At 66.8% G+C, this 24,179-nt stretch carries 25 protein-coding genes; 8 read left to right on the forward strand and 17 right to left on the reverse strand.

The genetic code is table 11. The features are described 5' to 3' along the window. Positions 1–111 precede the first annotated feature (111 nt). Positions 112–447: a hypothetical protein gene (locus tag B7X65_RS19000; protein ID WP_293595855.1), complete on the forward strand. Its 336-nt coding sequence runs from the start codon at positions 112–114 to the stop codon at positions 445–447. A gap of 71 nt (positions 448–518) precedes the next feature. Here B7X65_RS19000 and B7X65_RS19005 read toward each other — a convergent pair whose 3' ends face one another. The 4 genes from B7X65_RS19005 to B7X65_RS19020 all read right to left on the reverse strand — a co-directional run bounded on the left by B7X65_RS19005 (position 519) and on the right by B7X65_RS19020 (position 5,065). After that, positions 519–1,505 carry a TIGR03915 family putative DNA repair protein gene (locus tag B7X65_RS19005; RefSeq protein WP_293595856.1) on the reverse strand — a complete coding sequence of 329 codons (987 nt, stop codon included), beginning with the start codon at positions 1,503–1,505 and terminating at the stop codon, positions 519–521. A gap of 354 nt (positions 1,506–1,859) precedes the next feature. Beyond that, positions 1,860–2,888, reverse strand: coding sequence for a lysylphosphatidylglycerol synthase domain-containing protein (locus B7X65_RS19010; protein ID WP_293595857.1), 1,029 nt, complete (start codon positions 2,886–2,888; stop codon positions 1,860–1,862). Beyond that, positions 2,885–4,156, reverse strand: coding sequence for a cardiolipin synthase ClsB (clsB, locus tag B7X65_RS19015; protein WP_293595858.1), 1,272 nt, complete (start codon positions 4,154–4,156; stop codon positions 2,885–2,887). The genes B7X65_RS19010 and clsB overlap by 4 nt, the downstream gene beginning before the upstream one ends. Before the next feature lie 33 nt (positions 4,157–4,189). Next, complete coding sequence (locus tag B7X65_RS19020) at positions 4,190–5,065, reverse strand: endonuclease/exonuclease/phosphatase family protein (protein WP_293595859.1); 876 nt, start codon at positions 5,063–5,065, stop codon at positions 4,190–4,192. A 308-nt stretch (positions 5,066–5,373) separates the two neighbouring features. On the opposite strand from B7X65_RS19020, the gene B7X65_RS19025 reads away from it, so the two are divergent. Further along, complete coding sequence (locus tag B7X65_RS19025; protein ID WP_293595860.1) at positions 5,374–5,850, forward strand: hypothetical protein; 477 nt, start codon at positions 5,374–5,376, stop codon at positions 5,848–5,850. Between the two features lie 179 nt (positions 5,851–6,029). Then, the gene (locus B7X65_RS19030) at positions 6,030–6,398 is read left to right on the forward strand and encodes a glutaredoxin domain-containing protein (protein ID WP_293595861.1); all 369 of its coding nucleotides are present in this window, start codon (positions 6,030–6,032) and stop codon (positions 6,396–6,398) included. Between the two features lie 149 nt (positions 6,399–6,547). Here the strand turns inward: B7X65_RS19030 and B7X65_RS19035 are convergent, their stop codons facing one another. From B7X65_RS19035 to B7X65_RS19080, 10 genes are all read right to left on the reverse strand, one after another. Then, complete coding sequence (locus B7X65_RS19035) at positions 6,548–7,618, reverse strand: flavodoxin family protein (RefSeq protein ID WP_293595862.1); 1,071 nt, start codon at positions 7,616–7,618, stop codon at positions 6,548–6,550. A gap of 254 nt (positions 7,619–7,872) precedes the next feature. Beyond that, positions 7,873–8,430 carry a Spy/CpxP family protein refolding chaperone gene (locus tag B7X65_RS19040; RefSeq protein WP_293595863.1) on the reverse strand — a complete coding sequence of 186 codons (558 nt, stop codon included), beginning with the start codon at positions 8,428–8,430 and terminating at the stop codon, positions 7,873–7,875. 221 nt (positions 8,431–8,651) lie between these two features. Beyond that, positions 8,652–9,911 carry a biosynthetic peptidoglycan transglycosylase gene (locus B7X65_RS19045; RefSeq protein ID WP_293595864.1) on the reverse strand — a complete coding sequence of 420 codons (1,260 nt, stop codon included), beginning with the start codon at positions 9,909–9,911 and terminating at the stop codon, positions 8,652–8,654. Continuing rightward, positions 9,908–10,453, reverse strand: a complete 546-nt coding sequence (locus tag B7X65_RS19050) for a hypothetical protein (protein ID WP_293595865.1) — start codon at positions 10,451–10,453, stop codon at positions 9,908–9,910. The genes B7X65_RS19045 and B7X65_RS19050 overlap by 4 nt, the downstream gene beginning before the upstream one ends. Next, a complete protein-coding gene (xrtQ, locus tag B7X65_RS19055; RefSeq protein ID WP_293595866.1) occupies positions 10,446–11,321 on the reverse strand; it encodes an exosortase Q in 876 nt (291 codons plus the stop codon). Before xrtQ ends, B7X65_RS19050 begins: the two co-directional genes overlap by 8 nt. Positions 11,322–11,333: 12 nt before the next feature. Next, entirely contained in the window at positions 11,334–13,415 is a 2,082-nt protein-coding gene (locus B7X65_RS19060) for a VIT and VWA domain-containing protein (RefSeq protein ID WP_293595867.1), read from the reverse strand. A gap of 111 nt (positions 13,416–13,526) precedes the next feature. Further along, entirely contained in the window at positions 13,527–14,972 is a 1,446-nt protein-coding gene (creC, locus tag B7X65_RS19065; RefSeq protein WP_293595868.1) for a two-component system sensor histidine kinase CreC, read from the reverse strand. After that, a complete protein-coding gene (gene creB, locus B7X65_RS19070; protein ID WP_293595869.1) occupies positions 14,969–15,694 on the reverse strand; it encodes a two-component system response regulator CreB in 726 nt (241 codons plus the stop codon). The genes creC and creB overlap by 4 nt, the downstream gene beginning before the upstream one ends. Positions 15,695–16,254: 560 nt before the next feature. Beyond that, positions 16,255–16,668, reverse strand: a complete 414-nt coding sequence (gene cueR, locus B7X65_RS19075; RefSeq protein WP_293595870.1) for a Cu(I)-responsive transcriptional regulator — start codon at positions 16,666–16,668, stop codon at positions 16,255–16,257. Beyond that, positions 16,665–16,862: a cation transporter gene (locus tag B7X65_RS19080; RefSeq protein ID WP_293595871.1), complete on the reverse strand. Its 198-nt coding sequence runs from the start codon at positions 16,860–16,862 to the stop codon at positions 16,665–16,667. The genes cueR and B7X65_RS19080 overlap by 4 nt, the downstream gene beginning before the upstream one ends. Positions 16,863–17,027: 165 nt before the next feature. Here B7X65_RS19080 and B7X65_RS19085 point away from each other — a divergent pair, with 165 nt between their 5' ends. Beyond that, a complete protein-coding gene (locus tag B7X65_RS19085) occupies positions 17,028–19,235 on the forward strand; it encodes a cation-translocating P-type ATPase (RefSeq protein WP_293595872.1) in 2,208 nt (735 codons plus the stop codon). Between the two features lie 44 nt (positions 19,236–19,279). After that, positions 19,280–19,861, forward strand: coding sequence for a hemerythrin domain-containing protein (locus B7X65_RS19090; RefSeq protein ID WP_293595873.1), 582 nt, complete (start codon positions 19,280–19,282; stop codon positions 19,859–19,861). A 111-nt stretch (positions 19,862–19,972) separates the two neighbouring features. Here the strand turns inward: B7X65_RS19090 and B7X65_RS19095 are convergent, their stop codons facing one another. After that, positions 19,973–21,076 (reverse strand): alkene reductase, encoded by a 1,104-nt coding sequence (locus B7X65_RS19095; protein WP_293595874.1) that lies wholly within the window; start codon positions 21,074–21,076, stop codon positions 19,973–19,975. A 534-nt stretch (positions 21,077–21,610) separates the two neighbouring features. On the opposite strand from B7X65_RS19095, the gene B7X65_RS19100 reads away from it, so the two are divergent. Genes B7X65_RS19100 through B7X65_RS19110 form a run of 3 tightly spaced genes read left to right on the forward strand, consistent with a single transcriptional unit; the run spans position 21,611 to position 22,955 of the window. After that, positions 21,611–21,796 (forward strand): DUF1328 domain-containing protein, encoded by a 186-nt coding sequence (locus tag B7X65_RS19100; protein WP_096698340.1) that lies wholly within the window; start codon positions 21,611–21,613, stop codon positions 21,794–21,796. Positions 21,797–21,823: 27 nt separating this feature from the next. Further along, complete coding sequence (locus B7X65_RS19105) at positions 21,824–22,132, forward strand: hypothetical protein (RefSeq protein WP_293595875.1); 309 nt, start codon at positions 21,824–21,826, stop codon at positions 22,130–22,132. Next, positions 22,113–22,955 (forward strand): transglutaminase family protein, encoded by an 843-nt coding sequence (locus B7X65_RS19110; protein ID WP_293595876.1) that lies wholly within the window; start codon positions 22,113–22,115, stop codon positions 22,953–22,955. The genes B7X65_RS19105 and B7X65_RS19110 overlap by 20 nt, the downstream gene beginning before the upstream one ends. Positions 22,956–22,980: 25 nt before the next feature. Here B7X65_RS19110 and B7X65_RS19115 read toward each other — a convergent pair whose 3' ends face one another. Both B7X65_RS19115 and B7X65_RS19120 read right to left on the reverse strand, forming a co-directional pair. After that, positions 22,981–23,751, reverse strand: coding sequence for a class II aldolase/adducin family protein (locus B7X65_RS19115; protein ID WP_293595877.1), 771 nt, complete (start codon positions 23,749–23,751; stop codon positions 22,981–22,983). 178 nt (positions 23,752–23,929) lie between these two features. Next, positions 23,930–24,179, reverse strand: a 250-nt coding sequence (locus tag B7X65_RS19120) for a helix-turn-helix transcriptional regulator (protein WP_293595878.1), incomplete at its 5' end; no start/stop codon positions are given.

The raw sequence follows: 24,179 nt of genomic DNA on the forward strand, positions 1-24,179 counted from the left end.
GGAGACGGTATGCGCATGCAACACTGCACTGGAAACCCTTGCGCCAGGACAACCCGCCGCGCCCCGCGGGTGATAGGCTGGCGCCTTGCCCCTGAAAGAAGGAGAGTTTCCATGAAGGCCCCTTTCTCAAGTTACTCACGGTGTTCAGCTGCTTTGTTGCCTTTGTTTGCCGCCATGTTGCTGGCCGGCGGCGCGGCGCTTGCGCAGGTGGCCCCTCCGGCAGACCCGTCCATGCCTGGGCCGCGCATCAACCGCAACCCGGAATTTCGCCGCAACCTGCCGCCGGCGCCGCCCGTGGAGCCGGACCCGCGCGACTCGACTGTCCGGCCGGTGCAGCCGGCCGAACAGCCACCGGCCGATGGCCGCAGCGTGGTGCTGCCGTTGCCCGGGCCGCAGGCGCCCGCCTCTGCACCGGCGTTGCCGGCCTCCGGCGCGCCGGGGCGTTGACCCGGGTTTTCAGGGCAAATTGGCTTGTAGCCTATATGTGGCGCGCGCAGTCAGCTATCAAATAAATAGCGTCAAATAAGCAGCGGCTGCAAGGCGTCCGGCGAGGGGGCGAACTCGTCGAGGGACAGCTGAGCCGGCGCGCCCGGCGGCTGCGTGGGGACGGCCAGCGTGGCCCGGGGCTGCGGCACACGTCTGGCCATGCGTGTGGCGGGCTGCGCGGTCAGGTGGTGGTTGCGCTGGTGCGCGGCCGGGGCCAGCGGGTGGAGCCGGCCAGCCTCCGGCAGCTTGCGCCGCGGCCTGCGCGGCAGGGACTTTTGCAGGCTGCGACCCGGCAGGCGCTTGGGCTTGAAGGTGTGCTCGTAGCAGGCAAGCCAGCGTGTTTCACCGGCGTCGGGCAGGGGCGCGTCGGCCGTCTTGATGCCCGGGCCGAAATGCAGCCGGGCGCCGTCCCACTGCGCGCTGCGCTCGGGCGTGAGGATGGCCCAGCGCATCTGCGCGAAACGTCGCGCAAAAAACGCGGCCATGACCTCGATGAGGTGGTGCTCGGGCGCGACCCACGCCACATGCAGGGGCCCGCCCTCCGGGTGGTTGCGAAAGCTCTCGTCCTGCACGCTGTGAAAACGCACAAAGGCTTTCATGCTGTGCATCTCGTCGCGCACGGCCTGCGCCATGCGCTGGGCCTCGGCCAGGTCGGCGTCGAGCGGGTCGTGGCGCAGGCCGGGCTCATGCACCAGACGCCACAGCAGGCGGTAAAGCAAGTCAAAACGCCGGGGGTCGGCATGCAGGATGGCGCTTTCGCACAGGGCCACAAACTCGGGCGGCACCTGGACTGCGGGCGCATCGCCGACGGCGGTGTGGCTTTCCGGCGGTGCGGTCAGCGGATCCTGCACCGGCAAACCGGTGCAGTGCCAGCTGACCTGCGCGGGCAGGATCTGTTGTGCCAGCAGGCCGCGTGCGGCGCGCCGGAAGCCTTCCAGGTCGCCGGGGCCCTGCAGCGTGACGGTCAGCAGCGCCTGCGGGAAGAGGTCGTTCGTCAGGGGGTCACTCATCATGCCCATGCCGTGCTCCTTGGGTGGCCGGGGTTGCCACCTTGCTCTGATGGTGCGCGTTGTGAAGGGATTGGCGCTGTAGTCCGGGAGGCTGACTGCACTGCAGGCTGGGGCGCGTCCGGGGCGCTGGAAAAGGGAAATGCGGCAGCTACAGCCCAACACGGGGCGGCGCTTGCGCCTGCGCGGGCACGACGCCCTGAATGGGCAGCGACGGTCGTTTTGGCGATTTGTTGCGGTGTATCCACTGTATCAATATACAGTGGTTTGGCGATTTTGACCAGTCATGGACGGACCGGATTTCCGCCATGTGTTGTCTTTCAGGGCGAAAAACCGGGGCAACGGCGCCTAAACACCGTTAACCGCCTAACTGGGAGATTCGGCCGTGGCAGCTTCGGCCGGCGTTGCCTTTGGCGCCAGTTTTTTGGCCCGCACTTCCATGACCAGGTAGATCGTCGTTGCGAGCGCCAGCGGCACCAGGTAATAGATGACCCGGTAGGCCACCAGGGCGGCCAGCAGCTGGTGCGTGGGCATGGCATGCGAGAGCAGGGCGACAAACACCGCTTCCAGCACGCCCAGGCCGGCCGGCACGTGGGCGATGACGCCCGCCACGGCGGCCACCAGCAACACGCCGGCCACCGCCGGAAAGGCAATTTTTTGCTGCAGCAGCAGAAACATCAGGCCGCTCATGATCAGCCAGTTCGTTGCCCCCATCGCCACCTGCAGCAGCGCCATCCTGCCGGAGGGGAGTTCCAACCGATGACCGCGCAGGGTGATGCTGCGCTGGCGCGACAGGGTGCACAGCAGCAGGTAGGCCACGGCGGTCGCCAGCAGCACAAAACCCAGGATCTGCAGACCGGCGCTGCCCATTTTCCAGCCGGGCGGCAAGGCGGGCGTGGCAAAGGCGAAGATCAGGCCGCCCAGGAACAGGTAGCCGGTCCAGTTGGTCAGCATGCTGAGCGACAGGACCCGGGTGATGGTCCCGGTACCCAGCTTCAGCCGGGAATAAAGCCGGTAACGGAAGGCGACGCCGCCCACCAGCGAGCCGAGGTTGAGGTTGAACACATAACTGATGAAGGTGACCAGCATCACCGTCGGGGCGCGCAGCTTGTGGCCGGTGTAGTGCCGCCCCAGCAGGTCAAAGCAGCTGTACAGGCCCAGGCTCAGGGCGGCCAGCGCCACCGCGCCCAGCAGCAGCGCCGGCGGGTAGGCGCGCAGCGCGGCAAACACCTCCTGCCAGTCGATGGCGCGGCCCTGCTCGACCAGCAGCCAGGCCACCAGGGCAAAAAAAACCAGCGTGGCGACCCGTTTGAGCCAGGGCCACCAGACCTTGCCGGTGATGCCGGCCTTCTTCGGACGGCCCAGGTCGGGCAAGGCGGGCGCCGTGTTGTTCATGAGACCCGGCCCTCGTTGACATGGCTGATTTTCACGTCCACGTCTGTCTGGCCCAGCAGTTTTTCGGCCAGTGTCAGGCGCGGCACGTGGGCCGGCAGCCAGCCAAACCAGGCCGGGTAGTGGCGCAGCAGGTGAAAGACAAAAAAGCTGCGCAGACTGACCCAGGGGCCGGCTTCGGCCACGTCCCTGGCGTGAATTTGCGTGCAGCTGTCCTGCATCAGCTGCTCCAGGTGCTCACCGAGATGCTGGTTGAAGGCGTGGTCCTTGATGATGACGTTGGCCTCCAGGTTCAGCGACAGGCTCAGCGGGTCGAGGTTGCTGGAGCCGACGGTGGACCATTCGTCGTCGGTCAGCGCGACCTTGCCGTGCAGCGGCCGGTCGTGGTATTCGTAGATCTTGACGCCGGCGGCCAGCAGGTGGTGGTACAGCAGGCCCGCTGCGATCTTGACAATCGGCATGTCGGGCTCGCCCTGCAGGATGAGGCGCACGTCCACGCCACGCCGCGCCGCCTTGCGCAGCTGCCTGAGCAGGCGGTAGCCCGGAAAGAAGTAGGCATTGGCGATGATGACGCGGCGGCGCGCACCGCGGATGGCGATGCGGTAGTGGCGCTCGATGTCGTTTCGGTGTTCCACGTTGTCGCGGGTCACGAAGATGGCATCGGAAGGGCCGGTGGCCGGCGGCGGGGTGCCGACAGGCGCGGCGGCGGTGGCCGGCCGGCGCTTGAGAACCCGGGCCAACCGGCTGCCTGGCGGGTGCTGGCCGAGCAGCAGCTGGGCGCGGACAAACTGGTGAACTTCGGCAACCAGCGGCCCTTCCATTTCAACCGCATAGTCCTGCTTGGCTTCGGCCCCGAAGTCTGCGAGGTGGTCGGCCGAATAGTTGATGCCGCCGACAAAGGCGCGCTGGCCGTCGATCACCACGATCTTGCGGTGCATGCGGCGAAACAGGTTGGTGCGGTAGCCCCACAGCCGGGGGCTGGGGTCGAACACATGCACCCGCACGCCGGCCTGCGTCAGCGCCAGGATGAAGGCGGGCGAGAGGTCCGGGGAGCCGTAGCCGTCGATGGTGATGTCGATCTGCACGCCGCGCCCTGCGGCGGTGAGCAGGGCCTCCTGCAGGGCCTGGCCGACCTTGTCTTCAAACAGGATGAAGGTTTCCAGCAGCACCTCGTGCTCGGCCGCCGCGATGCATTCGAACACCCGCGGGAAAAAGCCTTCGCCGTTTTCCAGCAAGGTGAAGCGGTTGCCGGCGACCCAGCGTCCGTTCATGGGGTGGTCCCGCGTGCAGGCCCCTGGTGCATGTCAGAACTCGATCTCGGCAGCCAGCGGTGCGTGGTCCGACAGGTGCGACCAGGGTTTGAGCGGCAGCACGACAGGCGAGTGGCCGATCGCGTTGCGCACGTAGATGCGGTCCAGCGGAAGCACCGGAAAGCGCGCCGGGAAGGTGCGCGCCGCCTTGCCGTTGGCATTGACGAACACCTCGTGCATGGCGGCTCCTTTTTCGAGCACGGCATGGGCGCGGCGGCGCCAGTCGTTGAAGTCGCCGGCCGCGATCACCGGTGCGCTCGCCGGAATATCCTTGCGCACCAGGTCACACAGCATGTGCAGCTGCTTGAGCCGGTGCGATTCGGCCAGGCCCAGGTGGACGCAGATGGCGTGGACATGCGTGTCGCGCCCGGGCACTTCCAGCACGCAGTGCAGCAGGCCGCGCCGCTCGGGGCCGCTGATGGACACATCGCGGTTCTCGAAGTGGACGATGGGAAACTTCGACAGCACGGCATTGCCGTGATGGCCGTTGGTGTACACCGCGTTGCGGCCGTAGGCAAACTGCGGCCAGATGGTGTCGGCCAGGAATTCGTAGTGCGGTGTGGCCGGGTAGTTGGCGACGCGGCTTTCGTGCCGGGCATGGGTGCCGGTGACTTCCTGCAGGAACACCACATCGGCGCCGACCGTGCGCACCGCTTCGCGCAGCTCATGCAGGATGAACTTGCGGTTGAAGAAGGTGAAGCCCTTGTGGATATTGACCGTCAGGACCTTGATGGAAAAACTCAGGGCGGCGGTGGCAATCGCCTGCTGGGTCTGCGCCAGTGCATCGGCCTCATCGGGCGGCGTTTCCACCACCGGGATGGCGGGCGCGACGGGTTCGCTGGGCTGAAGAGGTGTTTCGGAAGAGGGCATGGCGCGGCAAAAGGGGGGCAAAACCCTATTGTCGCGCGGCCGCGCCCAAAGGCTGTAGGACAGCAAGCTCATTTGCCGTCTGGCGGGTCTTTTGCCCGAATGTCAAGCGGCTGTAAAGGTCGATGTCCTACGCCCGTCAGGGGGGCTTTCCGGCAGATCCGCGCCGCCCTGGGCCGTAAATTTGCGTTATCCAGTTCCGGCAAGGCGCTGGCGCCTGCAGATGCCTTCCCGGCGCCCTGCAGGCTGGCAGCTACTTCAGATGGTCACGACCTCTCCTGACCTGCCTGTTTCATCACAAGGAGTTTGAAATGAACAAGTTTTCCATGCGTTCCCTTTCTGCCGCTGCGGCCCTCACCGCCACGCTGGCTTTTGCCGCCCATGCCCAGGTGGGTGTCGGCGCCGACGTCGGTGTGCGCACCGGTGTCAACAACAACATCAGCAACGACGTGCGTGCCAACGCAGGCGTTGGCGTGAATGCCAGCGCTTCTTCGTACGGGACGGCCACACGCAGCGACAGCTCGATGGGCGCCAACACCGACACACGTGCCGGTGCGCAGGTCTCGGGCAGCGGCGTCAAGGGCACGGTCAGTCGCACGGCCAACCGCGCTGAAAACGCGGTTGAACGCGGCGCCAATGCGACCGCCCGGGTTGGTGCACGCGCCGGCAACGCGGTGGGCAATGCGGCCCGCCGTGCCGGCAACAGCATCCAGAACGCTTTGCCCGCCGGCGCGCGCGGCAATGGCCAGGTGAATGTGCAGGGCTCCGGCGCTGCCGAGGCGAAATAAGCCTGCGCTGACCACACGGTCCAGCGGGGCCGGGCCGCCGGGGCATGTTTCCGGTGGCCCGGCCCTTTTTTTGCCCGCGTGGCTGGCGTCTGCGCGCTGTGCCGTATGCTGCGTCTGGTTCCGGCGTGGCCTCACGCAGGCCCCACCCCCTGCCGCCCACCCACTGAAAGGCTTGCCCCATGCCCCGCGCCATACTTGATGAGTCCCGCATCCATCCGGCCATCCAGGGCAAGATCGCCCGCCATGAGCAGGCCATCGTGCAGGAAGTGCAGGCCGCCGTGGCCGCCCATGCGGTGGTGGTGGTCGGCATGGCCATGAACCCGTTTCCGCGCAAGGCGCGCCGCGCGCTGGATGCGGCGGGGGTGGCGCACCACTACCTCGAATACGGCAACTATCTCAACACCTGGCGTGAGCGCAATGCCCTGAAGATGTGGACCGGCTGGCCCACCTTTCCCATGATTTTTGTGCGCGGCACGCTGATAGGCGGAGCGGCCGACCTGGACAAGCTGATCGCCAGCGGCGAACTCAAGACGCTGGTGGGCGGCTGAAGCGGAGTTCATGCGGGGGCACCGTTAACCACATGCGTGGGGGGCTCCCTCTTCACCAGCCGGGGCCGCGGATCTGGCTTTGCCAGTCCGCAGGCGCAGCGCCCCCTCGGGGGGCAGAGAGCTACGCGCAGCGAGCGAACGTGGGGGCGTTACTTCCGCCGTGGCCGTGAAAGACCTTTGTCGGGCTGCGACAGGGTGCCGGCCCGCAGGGCCTTGACGGCGTTGGCCACCGCGCTGGCGACATTGCGCACCTCGGCTTGCACGGGCGCGTCGGCGTCCAGGGCGTCGTGGCTGGTGGCATAGGACTCGTAGTAGCCGACATAACGGTCCAGCCGTGCCTGGCTACCGGCGTCGATCAGGCCCATCCAGTCGAGCCAGTCCGACAGGCCGCGCCGCACCCCCTCGATGCCTGCAACATCGCCGTGCACGACCAGGCCGTAGGCACGGCCGGCCAGGTGTTGGGGGTAGTCCCAGCCCTGGAGCTCGAGCGCCTTGGCCTCGGCGGCTTTTTTCCCGTGGGTGCGGGTGGGGTCGGGGTTGCCGCCATCGGCACAGACCAGCCGGTCCATCATGAGCTTGAGCGGGCTTGGTGACTGGTACCAGTACACCGGCGTCAGGATGATGACCGCATGCGCCGCGGTCCAGCGCTCGTAGATCTCGTTCATCCAGTCGCTGGTCTGTCCCTGGGCGTGGTTGGGGTAACAGCTGCAGGGCCAGTGGCACAGCGGCATGGCGGTGGAGACGCAGCCTTTGCAGGGGTGAATGTTCAGGTGGTAGCTCGATGTCAGCAGGCTGAGGTCGAGCACGTCGGTCTGGATCTGCGCCTGTGCGAGGGTTTCTTCGGCCCACTGCACCATGCGAAAGGTTTTCGAAATTTCGCCGGGGCAGGTGCCGTCGTTGCGTGCCGAGCCGCAGACCAGCAGCACGCGCGAGGGCGTGGCCGGGTCGGCCCAGGCCGCCTGCGCCTGGTCGATGCGTTCTTTCGTCGCCAGCCACTCGACGGACAGGTCGTAGTCGGGATCGGCGTAGCCGGGGCCGGCCTTGCGGGTGCGGGGCGCCTTGCGGCCTTCCTGGTAGGCGTCCCAGGCAATGGCCTCGACGCGGGAGATCGCCTCGGCCTCGGCCTGGAAAGCCGGGTCCATGAAAGATTCCATGAAACGCTCATGGAACACGCTGCGCGATAAAGCGGCCGGCGCCTGGCCTTTGCGGATGGGGGTCATGACGCCAGTTTAGGCAGGCAGCCGGCTGGAAAAGCGAAGCTTGCACCTCGTCCTACGCAGGATGGCGATGGCGTCTGGCGAGGCGGAAATTGTAAGTAAAAAGTGCCTCCAGCCCAATACCTGTCTGCGCAAGCAGCTCCTGAAAACATAGCGCTTCAAGTACGAGCCACCAGCAAAAAGGCCTGCGCCACGCCCGGAAGGGACGCGGCGCAGGCCGGGGGTCAGGCTGCGCTCAGGCGCTGGCCTGCGAAGGCTCAGCCTTTGTGATGCTGGCCGTGGTGTCCGCCCTGGCCCTGGCCTTTGCCGCCGCGGCCCATGCGCTGGCTGTCAAAGACTTTTTGCTGCTCGGGGCTGAGCGCGGCATAAAAGGTTTTGGTCGCCTCGCCACGTTTGTCCATGGCGGCGTTCATCTCGGTCATGCGCTGGGCGCGCAGGGCACGCATCTTGTCGATGCGCTCGGGCGTGGTCAGTTTGTCGAACTCGGCCCTCATGGCAGCATGGTCGGGACGGGCGCCATGAACCGGCGGTTGCATGGTTGCGGTGAAGGTCGTCCACGCGCCTTCCTGGGCCGGCGTGAGTTTGAGTTTGGCCTTAAGGTCGGCCTGGTGCCTGGCGATGCGCGCCTGCATCTGGGCCGGGTCGTGACGGCCCATGCGGTCGCCATGGTAGCCGCCGGCTTTGGCCGGAGCGCCTGCTGTGGCGGGTGCCGCTGGCGCGACGGTTTGTGCCGTGGCGGCCAGGGCCGCGGTGGCCATGATGCCGGCAAGAACCAGGCTTTGGACAGATTTCAGGGGTTTGAACATGGAGGTCATGAGAGCTTCCTTTCGGTAGAAGACAAGCCCGGTGCCGGGAGTGGCGTCAGGTTGAAAGGAAGTTTGCGCCGCCTGTGTAAGGGCGCCATGAGGCGCATGTCAGGATTTCGTAAAGTTTTTTGTCGCTGCGCGGCCCGCCGGGGTAGCCGGGGGGAGGAGGGTGCGCTGCTGCACCGGGGCAGCGGGCTTTTCCGGCCCGTTGTACACCCGCCCGGTTCAGTTCATGGCGAGTGCCCGGGTGCCGGTGCCTGCCAGGCCGCCTCGTCCAGCACCCTGGACAGACTGGCGCGCTGCTTGCGCGGCACGCCGCGCAGGCCGGCCAGCACCCACTGCGCGCGCGCTGTGTTGATCTGGCCTGTGTCCCGCCAGCGGCTGGCTTCCAGTGTCGGGTTGTGCAGCATGGCGGCCAGCCAGATGGCCTGCGCGGGTTCGAGCGCATGTGCGCGTCGGCCGAAGTAGTGCTGCGTCGCCGCCTCGGCGCCGCACAGGCCGGGTCCCCAGGGCGCATGCGCCAGGTAGAGCTGCAGCATGCGCGGCTTGCCCAGGGTCTGCTCCATTTCCACCGCATAAAGCAACTCGCGCAGCTTGCGCACGGGGCTGCGCTCGTCGCCGGTGACCAGCAGTTTGGCCAGCTGCTGGGGCAGGGTGCTGGCGCCGCGGACGATACGGCCTTCGCGCTGGTTGCGGCTTAGCGCGGCGCTGAACTCGGCCAGGTCGTAACCTTGGTGTTCGTAAAAGCGCTGGTCCTCGGCGGCCACCACGGCGCGCGCCAGCCAGCTGTCAGCGGTGAGGCGGCTGGTGCGCCGGCTGCAGCCCGAGCGGGCCGCCGCAAACACTTCCGTGCCCAGACCGCTGACCTGGAAACCTTCGACTTGCGGCGCCAGGCTCAGGCGGCCGCCGGGCAGGCTCAGCTGGGCCTTCAGGGCAAACCGGCCTTCGATGCGGACGCGCGTCAGCTCGGGAATGGCGGCGCCGAACAGGGCATAAGCGTCGGCGATGGCGCTGGGCGGGAGCTGCAGGTGGATCTGCAGTTCGCGGTTGCTCAGTTCACCCTGCCAGGTGGCGCGTAATGCGCCCGAGGCCAGCTCGCCGTCAAGCAACAAGCCTTGGCGGCGGACGCTGAGCCGCAGTTCCTGAAGGACGACCCGCTTTTCGCCCAGCCCGGCCGGCGAAACCGTGCACGGCGCGCAATAAAGCAGCAGCGTGCGGGTGGGCGCCTGCCAGGTCAGTTGCACCGGCCCGGCGCGTGTTGCCAAGCGGCGGCCGTCCAGCAGGGGCCCGACCCAGGGCGCGGTGGCGAGGCGCAGCATGGTCGGCACGCCGGCCTGCAGCTGCAGCGGGCCGGCGCGCAGCGGCACGGACCATTCGCCGGGCAGCGGTGTCAGCACCATTTTTGCTATGAAATAGATAGCTGTCAGTGCAGACACCATAAGGGCCAACAGCCCAAAAAGCATGAAGACCACGAAGCGCAGCGTTTTCACAGCGGGCTCGCGACGGTGATGGCTTGCCACGGGCCCTGCGACTGGCCGAGGGCGGCGGCCCAGTACCAGGCCGAGGTGTCAGTGAAGCCCCGGCCGCTGGCATCCACAATGCGCTCGCAGACCCGCAGGCGCTGCCCGCCGCGCCGCGCTTCAAAGCAGCGCCAGAGCAGCCGCTCGCTGTCCAGTTCGAGCTGCTGTGCCGCGATCTGGTAGCCCAGACCCTGGTAGCAGTCAGTGGCCGGATGCAGCATGCGGGTGGGCTTGTCCACACTTCGCACCACCAGCACCTGCGTGCCGTTGGTCAGGCGGCTCAGCGTGCCCGGAAAGCGCCGTGCAAAACGCTGCTCGACCTCGCTCAGAGCCAGCGGGCGCAGCGCCTGGCCCTGCCATTGCGTGGCGAACTCGCTGCTGCCAGCGGGCTGATGCGGCGGGGCAGCTGGCCGGGTCAGCGCAGCGAAGGCGGCCCACAGCATGCATGCGGGCAGCAGCACGGCCCACAGGGTTTTGTGGATGACGCGGTTGATGAAACTGTTTTCAAACATGGCGTGTTTTCTCGGGGCGCGACATCACCCCGGCAATGGCGGTACACACGGCGGCCAACACCAGCAGGCCCACGCCTTCATGGACCCATCCGGGCACAGGGCTGCCCGAGGCTTCGGCGGCCACCAGCACGGTGTTGCGCACGATGTTGCCGGCCAAGACCAGCACGCTGACCGCGGGCAGGCGGGTGAGGAAGGCGCGATTGCCGCGCGCCAGGTAAAGCGTCACGGCGCAGGCGCTGAAGTAGCCGAACCAGGCCATCTGTACGCCCGAACAGGGCGCGTCCACGATCACCAGCCGGCCGTCCACCAGCAGGCTGGCGCCGCTGCGTTCGACCTCATGGCCGAGCATCAGCAGCCAGCGGCTGGCCTCGGCGGTAATGACGCGCAGCGGGTAGCCGGCATAAAACTGCAGTGAGGCCAGCAGCGGCAGCGACAGCACCGCCAGGCCCAGCACAGGCGCACTGGCCACCTTGCCAGGCAGGAAGGCGCACAGGCCGGCGGCCAGCGCGGTGAGCGCCAGCAGCGCCACCACCAGCGAGGGCAGCAACCCCTGGCTGAGCGTGGCGGCGATTGCGCCGGCCAGCGCCAGCGCCAGCCACACCAGGCGCGGCGCGGGCCGCAGGCGGCGGCGCTGTTGCCAGGCCAGCAGCCCGAGCGCCGACAGGGCCAGCAGGCCCAGCGGATCGTCGGAGTGGTCCAGCATGCGCTGGCCCATCCACAGCCAGGTCGGCCACAGCGCGGCGGCCAGCAGGGCCAGCCAGATCCATTCGGGGGCGGTGTCGATGCGCACGCCCCAGCGCACAAAGCCGGGCCGCTTGAGCAGGCCCTGCGGGCGGGCCAGCGTGTGAAAGCCGGTAAGGAAAGCCATGGCTGCTGACCTTCAGGCGGTGAAACGGGCGGCGTTGTGGCGGCGCTGGCGGCGTGCCAGCATGGCCAGCACCGACAGCATCATCGCCATGCCGGCCCAGGTGGCTGGCTCCGGCGTGCCGGGCACTTCGGCACCGATGGCCAGGTTGCTCACGCCCTGCGGCATGGGCGAGGGCTGGTTCACGCTGGGCGTATCCAGCGGCTGCGTGTTGCGTACGACCTTGTCCACCGCGAGGAAGCTGGTGTATTGGGTCAGCAAGTTGTATTGCAGGCCGAGTTCGGTGATGCGCGCGCGCTGGGAGTCGCCGCCTTCAAGCGCTTCCTGGTCGGACAGGCCGGCAACGCGGTGCCGCGCCCAGAGGTAGCGCAGTGCGGCCGCGTCCTGGTTGCTGCTGCCGACTGGCAGGGCCTGGCGATAGGCGCCGCTGGCGCTCTGGCCTTCGATGACAAGCTGGCCGCCGGCGGGGCCGCGCCATTTGCCGAAGACCACCACCGGGCGTTCGCCCAGCACGTCGGGCAGCTGGGCCGGCTCCACGTCGTACACGTCCATGCCTTCGAAACGCGCCTTCACGCTGGTCAGAACGGGCGACTCGATCATCTTGCGAAAGCGCGCTGCCTCGGCTGGCGCTTCTGCGGCGTTGGTGATGATGAAAGGCTCGCCCATGCCGGCGCGGGCCAGGCCTTCCATCAGGTGGCGATTGACCGAGGAGCCGATGCCGAAGGAGAACAGGTTGGCTTGCGAGAGATTGCGCCGCACCAGCTCGAAAGCTTCACGCTCCACCGTGACGTAGCCGTCGGTCACCACCACGATGGTGCGCGACACGTCGGCGGTCTTCGGCTCGGCGTAGACGCGCTTCAGGGCCGGGATCAGCTCGGTGCTGCCGCCACCGCCCATCTGCACGATGGTGGCGATGGCCTGCTCGATGTTGGCGCGGCTGGCGGGCACGGACGTCGGGCTCAGGAAGCGGTTGCTGCCGGCGAACAGCAGCACGTTGAAGCTGTCGCTGGGGCGCAGGCTGCCGATCAGCTCGCGCAGCAGGGCCTTGGAGGTTTCCAGCGGAAAGCCGTGCATGGAGCCAGAGATGTCGACCACAAAGATGTACTCGCGCGGATTGATGGTTTGCGCCGCGATCTGCTTGGGCGGCTCGACCATGGCGAGGAAGAAGTTTTCGCCGCTGCCGGGGTTGCCCTGGTAGAGCATCACGCCGGACTCAATGCGGTCACCGGCGAGGCGGTAGTCGAGGATGAAGTCGCGGTTGTTGGCCGGGCCGCTGCCGGGGCGCAGTGACACGCTGGCGGTTTTACTGCCTTCGTCGCCGGCTTCCCGGCTTTTTTGCACGTCGATGTTGTGGGAGTTGGAGCGGACTTCCTTCAGGCCGATAGGTGTGGCGAGCTGCACCTTGATGTCGAAAGCCGTGGCCGAAGGCTGGCCGGCCGGCAGGTAGGGCTTGGCCACCCACTTCGCCTGAGACTGCTCTGACTGCGGGCTGTTGTAGCGCGGGCCGACCACGGTGGGAAAGACGAACTGGTAGTTGCCTGATTGCGGCACCAGCAGTTCGGTGTAGCGCAACTCCACCTTGACGTCGTCGCCGGGCAGGATGTTGGCGACATTCATCTGGAACACATTGGGCAGGTGCTGCTCGAGCAGGGCGGCGGTCTTTCCCTCTTTTTTGGCGCTGTCATATTCGATCCGCGCCTGCTGCTTTTCGCGGATGTTGGCGGTGATGAGTCGGTCGGCCAGGCGCACGTTCATGCCGTAGACGGCGGCTTTGGTGGAGCCGGGGAAAACGTATTTCGCCTCAATCGCACGCTGGCCTTCGTTGCGGTAGTGCTGGGTAACGGTGACGTCGGCAATCACGCCGGAGATGCGCACATCGACTTTGGTCGCCTTGAGCGGCAGCTGGTCCAGGCCGGGCTCATCGCTTTTGACGAAGAAATAGGGGCTTTCGGTTTTCTGCCGCGGGGCGGTGTTGTCCCGGCCCTGGGCGTGCGCGGGGCGCAGCGTCAGCGTGACGAAACAGGCGGCGGCAACACCGGCGGTGGCAAGCCACAGCCAGCGCGCGGCGGGGGCCGGATGAGACAGGGTGAGCGGCATGAAAAACTCCTTGGCGGGCGTGCGACAGTGCACGGGTCCAAGGATGGCGACCGTCCGGGAAGGCGGTTTGAAGCTTTCAGGAAGCTTGTGTGAAGTCGGCGTGAAGTGCTGTTACGAAGCGGCGCGCGGCAGCGACAGGGTGGCGACAGCGCCCTGCCCGGGCTCACCGGGCACGTTGGCCAGCTCGATACGCCCGTCGTGCAGCGAGGCGATCTCGCGCACAAAGGCCAGGCCCAGGCCGGTGCTTTTCTTGCGTGAATGCGGCCGCGCCAGCGAATAAAACTTTTCGAATACCTTGTCCTGGGCGTATTCGGGAATGCCGGGGCCGCTGTCCTGCACCCGGATGCGCACCGTGCGCGCCTGCAGCTGCAGCGACAGCACCACGGTGCCGCCGTCGGGCGAGAAATCGATGGCGTTGTCCAGCAGGTTGCTGACGGCGCGGCGCAGCAAAAAGGCATCGCCCTCCACCACCGCGTCGTCCGGCGCATCGACGGTGATGCGGATGGCGCGCGCGGCCGCGGCGTCCTGCGCTGCGCCCGCGAGTTCCTCGAGCAGCGGCTTCATGGCCACCGGCACCGGGTGATCCAGCGCGCGGCGTGTCTCCAGCGCGGTGAGCTCCATCATGCGGTCCACCATCTCCTGGATGCGGCCGGTCTCGCGCATGATGTTGGCCAAAAAGCGCTGCCGCTCGGCCTGCGGCATGCCGGCTTCCTGCAGCAGCTCGGCCGCGCCACGGATCGCGGACAGCGGGCTTTTCACTTCGTGCGTGAGGGTCTGCACATAGTCGGCCACGTAGTTGCGGCCAGCCAGCGCGTCGCGCATCTCGTCGTAGGCCGCGCCGATGGCGCCCAGCGCGCGCCGGCCCAGGCGCGGCAGGTTCAGCGAGCGCTGGGCCCGCACATAACGCACATAGTCTGCGATCACGCCGAAGGGGCGCACCAGCCAGACCGAGACGATGACAGCCAACAGCAACACCGCCAGCACGGACACCAGGCCGACAAACAGGGTTTTCTGACGCGCGGCGGAGACGAACTGGCCGAAGCTGGTCACCGGCTTGCCGACCGTGGCGACGCCAATGATCTCGTTGTTCCAGCGGATGGGCGCGCCCACGTACATCACCGAACTCAGCGGATCGGCTTCGACATCACGCGTGGTGCGCGCGCCGTAGTCGCCGCGCAAGGTGTAGCTGACGTCTTTCCACTGGGAGTAATCGGCGCCGGCAGACTTACCCAGCGAGTCGAACAACACACGGCCGGAGCGGTCGGTGACGTAGGCGCGCATTTCGATCCGGGTTTTGGTGACCGAATAGATCTGCGATAGGAACTGGCGGGCGTACAGTGATTTGAACAGCGGCTCCAGGCGCGTCGTGTCGATGGCGCCGGCCTGCACATCCTGCTCGATCAGGCCGGCCAGCAGATGCGAGGTTTCGACCAGTGACTCCTCGGCGGACTCGCGGTAACGTGGATCAATCTCGGCGACGACGCGGTACAGGATGAAGGCGATGCCGGCTGCATAAATCAGCAGGATGCCGATGAAGATGCGGTTGCGTTTGGTCACGACGGCGGCAGGTCTTCGGCCAGCGCGTAACCCGAGCCGCGTGAGGTGCGGATCGGCTCGGTCTGCGGTGCCACGGCCTTGAGCTTGGCGCGCAGCGTCTTGATGTGTGCGTCCACCGTGCGGTCCAGGCTGCCGCTGCCGTCTTCCCAGACCTGGCCCAGCAGTTCGTCGCGCGTGAAGACGCGGCCGGGCTTGCGCACCAGCAGGCGCAGGATGCCGTATTCATAACGTGACAGCTCGAGCGTTCGGCCGTAGAAGCGGATCTGGCGGCGCTCTTCGTCGAGCATGAACACGGACTGTGTGGTCGCCGGGGCAGACTCCTGCGGACTGGCAGAAGGCGTACGGACTGTCCGGCGCAGGATGCCGCGCACGCGGGCCACCAGTTCCCGCGGCGAAAACGGCTTGGCGATGTAGTCGTCGGCACCGAGTTCGAGGCCGACGACGCGGTCGATCTCGTCGCTGCGCGCCGTCAGGAAGAGCATGGGCACGCTGGCGCCGCCGGGCAGGGCGTGCAGGCGCTTGAACAGTTCAAACCCGTTGAGGTCGGGCAGGCCGACGTCGAGGATGGCGAGTGCCGGCGGCTCGGCCGCAAACTCCTGCAGGGCCTGCTGGGCGGTGGCGCACCAGACCGGCGCGAAGCCGTCTGTGGCCAGCACATACTGGATCGTGTCGGCAATGCCGGACTCGTCTTCGATCACCAGGATGCGGGGCTTGTGGAGCATGGGGCGTATGGTAGCTGTTGGCCGGGTTTGTCATCCCGGGCTGGATCCCGGGTCCATGTTGCGCGCTACTTCGCCTCTTCCGTTCGGGCTGAGCTTGTCGAAGCCTTGTTCGATTCCCGCGGTTGTAGTTCGCCAACAAGCCGGGGGTTGCCCGGCGGCAACTCACTTTCTTTTTGCGTCGCCAAAAAGAAAGTAAGCAAAGAAAAAGGCGACCCGATGGTCTGGGTCCCCTGCCTCGGTAAAAGCGGGGTCTCGCTCGAACTCGGCTTCGCCTCAGACAATCGCGAGCCCTGATCCGCTTTTACCTGCGCTCCTCGGCCCAGCCCGACGGGTGGGGGGAAAATGCGGGTTCGGGATCGGGTGCGGGGAGACATGACGCGCGAAGCGCGTCATGTCGGACTCACGGGACTGTCATGTATGCACGTGGCAGCAGCACACGCAGCCAAATGAAGTCCCCCTCCATCGCCCAGCGGGGCGAGGGCAGGGGCTAGGGGTGGGAGTGGGGAGTTGCCCCTACTGTCCAAAGCACACCACAGTCGCAGCGTGACGCAAAAAATGATTTAACTTGCGTGCTTTCCGCCAGCCAAGTCGTCGAGGATGGGACACTCCGGCCGGTCGTTGCCCTGGCAGCAGTGCACCAGGTGGGCCAGTGTCTGCTGCATGGCCTGCATGGCGGCGATGCGCTGGGCCAGCTCATCGGCGTGTTTCTGCGCAATGCGCCGCACGCTTTCGCTGGCGCGGCGGCGGTTTTGCCACAGGCTGACCAGCTCGGCGATTTCCGGCATGGAGAAACCAAGCTCGCGCGAGCGCTTGATGAAGCGCAGCGTGTGGACTTCGGCGTCGCTGTACTGGCGGTAGCCGCTGTCGCTGCGGTGCACATGCGGCAGCAGGCCCAGCGACTCGTAGTGCCGCACCATCTTGGCCGACACGCCGGACTGGCGCGCGGCTTCGCCGATGTTCATGGGCGAGCTCATGGTGCGACGCTGTAGCCCTCTTCGGCAATGGCGGCGGCAATGGCCTCGCGGGGCTGGCTGGAGTCTACCGCCACCTTGCCGGCAGCGCGGTCGATGCTCACGGTGGCTTGGGGGTCGAGGGTCTTGACAGCCTGGGTCACGGCGCGTTCGCAGTGGCCGCAGGTCATGCCTTGGACGTTGAAGCTCTGGTTCATGGTGTTTCCTTCTGGATAGTTGTGGATGAGGTTCTGGACGTCTGCAGTCTGAACCTTGCCACCATGGTAAGGTCAAGCCATGGCCACTGAAAACCCACACAGCGCATGGGGTTGATCTGCATCAAGGCTTGACCTTGCCATCATGGCAAGGTTGATCATCCACCCATGACTACTTCCACCACCTCCCCCCTCACCCTGGACCTCGGCGTCGGCGGCATGACCTGCGCGTCGTGTGTGTCGCGTGTCGAAAAGGCCCTGAAAAAAGTCCCCGGCGTGCAGGACGCCACCGTGAACCTGGCGACTGAATCGGCGCGGGTGGTTTACGCGCCCTCGGCTCAGATGGATGCCCAGATCCGCCGTGCCGTGCGCAACGCCGGCTACGAACCGGTCTCTCCGGAAGAGGCGATGCCCGAAGACCTGTCGCCCTGGGCCGGCTTTGCGCCGGTGGCCATCGGCCTGCTGCTCTCGTTGCCGCTGGTCGTGCCCATGATCGGCGATCTGCTGGGCAAACACTGGATGCTGCCGGCCTGGCAGCAGTTCCTGCTGGCCACGCCGGTGCAGTTCATTCTGGGCGCGCGGTTTTACAAGGCGGGCTGGCATGCGCTGAAAGCGCTGACCGGCAACATGGACCTGCTGGTGGCCATTGGCACCAGCGCGGGCTGGGGCCTGTCGATGTGGCTGTGGCTCAGTGCCGAGCCCGACACGATGCCGCATCTTTATTTCGAGGCTTCGGCCGTGGTGGTGACGCTGGTGCTGCTGGGCAAGTGGCTGGAGGCGCGCGCCAAGCGCCAGACCACGGCGGCGATACGTGCGCTGCATGCCTTGCGGCCCGAGGTCGCGCACGTGCTGCAGGGCTCGGGCGAGGAAGCCGACCTGCCGGTGGCCGAGGTGCTGCTGGGCGACCGCCTGGTGGTGCGGCCGGGCGAGCGCATTCCGATGGACGGCCTGCTGCAGGAAGGGCAAACGCAGGTGGACGAATCCATGCTCACCGGCGAGCCGCTGCCGGTGACCAAACAACCCGGCGACAAGCTCACCGGCGGCAGCATCAACGGCGATGGCCGCGTGGTGCTGCAGGTGAGCGCCGTGGGCAGCGAAAGTGTGCTGGCCCACATCATCCGCCTGGTGGAAGACGCGCAGGCCGCCAAGGCCCCCATCCAGCGGCTGGTGGACCAGGTGTCTGCCGTGTTTGTGCCGGTGGTGCTGGCCATCGGTCTGCTCACCTTGCTGGGCTGGCTGTGGGCCGGGGCCGGGATGGAGACGGCGCTGATTCACGCGGTGGCCGTGCTGGTGATTGCCTGTCCCTGTGCGCTGGGGCTGGCCACGCCGGCAGCCATCATGGCGGGCACCGGGGTGGCGGCGAAAAACGGCATTTTGATCAAGGACGCGCAGGCGCTGGAGCTTGCGCACAAGGTCGATACGGTGGCGTTCGACAAGACCGGCACGCTGACGGTCGGGCGGCCGCGGCTGGTGGCATTTGTCGTGTCTCCGGACGCAGACGAAGTTGAACAACTGGCGGTCGCCGCCAGCCTGCAAAGCGGCAGTGAACACCCGCTGGCGCGTGCCGTGGTGGCGGCGGCGCAGGAGCGCGGCATGACGGTGGCGCAGCCCGACGGCCTGCGTGCCGTGCCGGGCCGCGGCAGCGAGGGCGAGGTCGGTGTGCGCAGCTACCTGATCGGCAGCCTGCGCTGGATGGACGAGCTCGGTGTGAACCTCGGCGCGCTGGCGCCGCAGGCGCAGCGGCTGCAGGGCGAAGGCGCGACGCTGGCGCTGTTGGTGGAACGCACGACCGACGGCCTGAGCCCCCGGGCGCTCATGGCGTTTGCCGACGAGCCCAAGGCCGGGGCCAAAGAGGCGCTTGCGGCGCTGCGTGCGCGCGGCATCCGCATCGTGATGATCTCGGGCGACAACCAGGGCGCGGCGCTGGCCATGGGTGCGCGTCTGGGCCTGGGCGCCGACGAAGTGATGGCGGAGGTGCTGCCCGGCGACAAGGCGGCGAAGGTGGCGGCGCTGAAAGCCGGCGGGCATACCGTCGTGATGGTCGGCGACGGCGTCAACGATGCGCCGGCGCTGGCGGCGGCCGATGTCGGCATGGCCATGGGCACGGGCACCGATGTGGCCATGCATGCGGCCGGCATCACGCTGATGCGCGGCGATGTGGCGCTGGTGGCCGGCGCACTCGACATCTCGCACCGCACGGTCATGAAGATCCGGCAGAACCTGTTCTGGGCCTTTGCCTACAACGTGGCCGGCATCCCGCTGGCGGCGCTGGGTTTCCTGAGCCCGGTGGTGGCCGGCGCGGCGATGGCGCTGTCCAGCGTCAGCGTGATCTCGAACGCCCTGCTGCTCAAGCGCTGGCGGCTGCGCCGGGATTGACCTGGATCAAGGTTTGGCGCCAAGGCCTGTGACAAGCTGCCGCCATGACTCATTCCTCACTGCAAATCATCCGCGACGAACATGCGGCCGTGGCCGCCGTGTTGCGGTCCCTCGTCATGATGATGGAGCGTGGCCCGGGCGATGAGCCTGAGCGCTTTTTTGACGTGGTGCGTGCGATGCTGTTTTACATCGACGAGTTTCCCGAGCGGCTGCATCACCCGAAGGAGTCGGACCTGCTGTTTCCCCGGCTGGCGCGCGTGGCGCCCGAACTGATGCCGGTGATACGCCGGCTCGAATCCGACCACATGAACGGCGAGGGCAAGGTGCGCGAACTGCAGCACCTGCTGCTGGCCTGGGAGCTGATTGGCGAGACGCGGCGCGCCGCGTTCACCGAGGCGGCGCAGGCCTATGTGGGCTTTTACCTCGACCACATGCGCACCGAGGAAACGCAGATCCTGCCGGTCGCCCAGAAGGTCCTGACGACCGACGACTGGGTGCAGCTGGACGCGGCCTTCCAGCATGAACGCGACCCGCTCGCCGGCGGCATGCGCGACCCCTGTTACGACAGGCTGTTCACACGCATCGTGCTGACTGCGCCTGCGCCCATCGGCGTCGGCGCCACATAAATCACCTCGAAAAGTGCCTGAAGCCCGCTTAGGACGGGTGTGGTCGGCTATTTATTTTGTAGCTTTGCAGGCCGGGCGGCAGCGTCAAGCTGCCGCCGGGTTGATGCCGGCTCAGGCCAGCGCAGGGTAGTCGGTGTAGCCCTTGGCGCCGCCGCCGTAGAAGGTGGCCTTGTCGGGGGTGTTGAGCGGCGCGCCTTCGCGCAGGCGGCGCACCAGGTCGGGGTTGGCGATGTAGGCCTTGCCGAAGGCGACCAGGTCGGCGCCGTCCTGCACGGCCTGCCCGGCCATGGCCAGGTCGTAGCCGTTGTTGACCATCCACGCACCCTTGCCGCCTGCAGCGCGGTAGGCCGCCTTGAGCGCGGCGTAGTTGAACGGGCGCTCGGGCAGCGCGCGCGGGCCGCCGGTGGCGCCTTCGATGATGTGGATGTAAGCCAGGTTCAGCGTGGCCAGTTGCTTGACCACGTAGTCGAACAGCGGCTGCGGATCGGCGTCGAACGCGTCGTTGGCCGGGGTCACCGGCGACAGGCGAATGCCGGTGCGGCCGCCACCGATGGCGCCGGTGATGGCGCGGGTGACTTCCAGCAGCAGGCGGGCCCGGTTTTCGATGCTGCCGCCGTAGTCGTCGGTGCGCTGGTTGGAGCCGCTCTTGAGGAACTGGTCCAGCAGGTAGCCGTTGGCACCGTGGATCTCCACGCCGTCGAAGCCAGCGGTTTCGACCGCGTTGCGCGCTGCCGCCTGGTAGGTGTGCACGATGCCGGGCAGTTCCTGCGACTGCAGGGCACGCGGCTCGGAGGTATCGACAAAGGTCGGCACGCCGTCCCTGATCAGCACGGTCTTGGTCTTGGCGGTGATGGCCGAGGGCGCCACCGGCTTGCCGCCGTGGGGCTGCAGCTCGTTGTGCGAGACCCGGCCCACATGCCAGAGCTGGACCACGATCTTGCCGCCGGCCTGGTGGACCGCCTGGGTCACGTGTTTCCAGCCGTCGAGCTGCTCGGTACCGTACAGGCCCGGAACGTCGGAGTAGCCCTGGCCCTCGTGGCTGATGGCGGTGGCCTCGGTGATCAGCAGGCCGGCGCTGGCGCGCTGGGTGTAGTACTCGGCCATCAGCGGCGTGGGGATGGCGTCGGGCGCGCGGTTGCGCGTGAGCGGCGCCATGACGATGCGGTTGGCAAGGTGCAGGTCACCGGCCTGGACGGGGTCGAACAAAGTAGGCATGAAAGGGTTCCGATGAAAAAGGGACAACAACCTGCAGTGTGGGCTGTTTTGAATTTGCCGGGGGTCCGCGGGGCTGCTGGTTTCGTGTTATCCGCGCAAGCTGGTTCAGGCAAGTTAGCGTATTCCTGTCGCGGGCGTTTGATCTGGCCCAAAGAGAGGTTGATCAGGGGAAAACAGGCCCGCCGACCGATGCGGCCTGTTTGTGCCAAATTTGCTCAAAGTGCCAGGCTTCAGTCCATGAGCACCATGAAGATTTCCCTGCCCGAGGGCCTGAACGAACTCTTCTGCAAGCAGGGCTGGCGCCACGCCCGGCCGCCGGGCTTGTGGTTAAAACCGGCATCAGCCCTTTTCCTGCCTGCGCCGGCAGCTATGAAAAGAGGAGTTCGGCGGCCTGTCCGGTTTGTCCTACAGCGGCGTGCGCCGGCTGCTGATTCGACGCGCGCGGCCTGCCGCCTACCATTGTCCTGATTGTCGCAAGACTTGCCTGGCACCGTCTTGCCTGGCGCCTTTTCATCCTTTTCAGGGAGAAACACCATGTTGAAGTACGCCATTGTTTTCGCCATCATTTCGCTGATTGCCGGAGCCCTCGGCTTTGGCGGCATTGCGGCTGGCTCGGCCGGCATTGCCAAGATCCTGTTCGGCCTGTTCCTGATTCTGGCCGTGGTGTTTATCGTGTTGGCGGCGCTCGGTGTGGGTGCGGCCAGGAAGGCGCTCAAGTAAATGCCGCTGTCAGTGGATATCGGCTTCATGTCCCAGGTGCCCCCGACCCCGCCTTCCGACCAGAGTCGCCATGTAGCAGTGCGGCGGGTGGATCGCCTGCGGGCCAGCATTGCGCAACTGCTGCTGGTGACGCGACTGCGCGCCCTCACCCGGCGCAGCCTGACGGTGGATTTGCTGGAACGCGCCGCCCATGTGATTTTCGTGACCTGCAAGAACTGGTTTCTGCCGTCGCCGGACCGGGACGGGCAGGTGCCCCCGGTGGCCACCGGCGCCCCGGTTTCACCGCCCGCCGACTACAACAAGAAAAAGGACCTTGATGCACACCGCCACGATTGACTGCCTGCTGGACTACGACGTCGCCAGCCCCACGCATTTCTGCTTCAGCATCGAGGCGGCTTTTCACGAGGCGCATCGCGTGGTGGAGGAGCGACTGACGGTGACGCCCAGCGTCAAGGTGCGCCATTTCTGCGACGAGCGTAGCGGCAACCGTTTTTTCCGGCTGGACGCCTCGCGCGGCCAGTTGTCGGTGAACTACCACGCGCAGGTGGAGCTTCACCATGCGCCAGTGCCCTTGCACCTGGAAGAGGCCGCGGTGACGGCCGTGCCCGACGACGTTTTACGTTACCTGATGCCGAGTCGCTACTGCGAGTCCGACATCATGAGCCGCGCCGCGCAGCAGCTGTTCGGCCACCTCTCGCCGGGCCTGTCGCGGGTGCGGGCCATCGAAAGCTGGATCCATGATTCCATCCATTACCTGCCGGGCTTCAGCAATTCCACCACCACCGCGCAGGAGGTGTTTGTGCAGCGTGCCGGTGTCTGCCGCGACTTTGCGCACCTGGGCATCACCTTGTGCCGCGCACTGAACATTCCGGCGCGGCTGGTGGTCGGTTATGTCTATTTTGACGAGCCGCCGCAGGATTTCCACGCGGTGTTCGAGGCCTGGCTCGATGGCCGCTGGGTGCTGTTTGATGCGACACGCATGGCGCCCAACGACCGCCTGGTGCGCGTCGGCACCGGGCGCGATGCCAAGGACGTGGCCTTTGCCACAATTTTCGGCAACGTGCAGATGTTGCGCAAGGAGCTGGTGGTGGACCAGGGCGACAGGCCTGCGGGCGAGGCGGCCGATAACTCGCCGTCGGCCTTGTCCATGGCTGCCTGAACAGCCAGCGTCTCTGGTCAAGTCTTCAGGACTTGTAACCCTCGTCGATCCGGTCGAGCTTGCGGATCAGCGAGGGCCAGGCAAAGGCGCCGCCCAGGCCGCCGGTCTGCACCCGCATGGCTTCGGCCACCCCCTTGACGATCTGTGGGTTCACCGCGATCAGCTCGCCACCCGCCTGGGCGTCGAGCTGGATGCGGCAGGTGTTCTCGAAGGTGTACATGCTGAGGAAGGCGTCGGCAATCGTCTTGCCGACCACCAGCAGGCCGTGGTTGCGCAGCATCAGGAAGTTGGCCGTGCTCAGGTCCGCCTGCAGGCGCGGCTTCTCGTCGTCGCGAAAGGCCACGCCTTCGTACGCGTGGTAGGCCAGCGAGCCCAGCACAAAGGTGGACTGCTGGCTGATCGGCAACACCCCGCATTTCTGCGCGCTGACGGCGACACCGGCGCGGGTGTGGGTGTGCAGCACGCAGCCGGCGTCGGGTCGGGCTTCATGCACCGCGCTGTGAATCACGAAGCCGGCCGGGTTCACCGGGAAGGCGGAGTCGATGACCTTGTTGCATTGTTCATCGACCTTGACCAGGCTGGACGCGGTGATCTCGTCGAACATCAGGCCGTAGGGATTGATCAGGAAGTGGTGCGCGCCGGCGCCGCTGACGGATTCGGGCAGCTTGGCGCTGATGTGCGTGAAGACCAGGTCGCTCCATCCGTACAGCGCCACCAGCCGGTAGCAGGCGGCCAGGTCGCAGCGCAATTGCCATTCTTCGGCGCTGACGACTTCCTTGAGGGAGGGAATATGCATGAGGGGTCTCCTGAATGGGGTGATGTCGCACGATACGCCAGCGGCGGGGCGGCGACGGTCACGCGTTTGACAAGCGCCTGACCGGTCCGGGGTCATCCTGGAATGCTATCAAAAGAAGAGCTGTCAGCGCACGTCCCCTAAGGGCTAAGGGCCCATTTGATGCTGAATCTGGCCCGGTTCAGTGGCGCAGCAGCCCGGCAGCCGCGTTGAGCAGCCAGGCTTGGCGGAACTCGCTGGGGCTCAGGCCGGTGTGCCCGCGGAACACGCGGCTGAAATGCGAGAGGTTGCTGAAACCCCAGGACAGCGCAATGTCGGTGATGGGGCGCGCCTGGGGCCCGCTTTGCTGCAGCTCGCGGATGCAGGCCTGCAGGCGCAGGTGCAGGATGTAGCTGGCCAGGGTGTCGGTTTCGCCGGCGAAGGCGTTGTGC

The sequence above is a fragment of the Polaromonas sp. 39-63-25 genome (assembly GCF_002278925.1).
GTDB lineage: Bacteria > Pseudomonadota > Gammaproteobacteria > Burkholderiales > Burkholderiaceae_C > Polaromonas.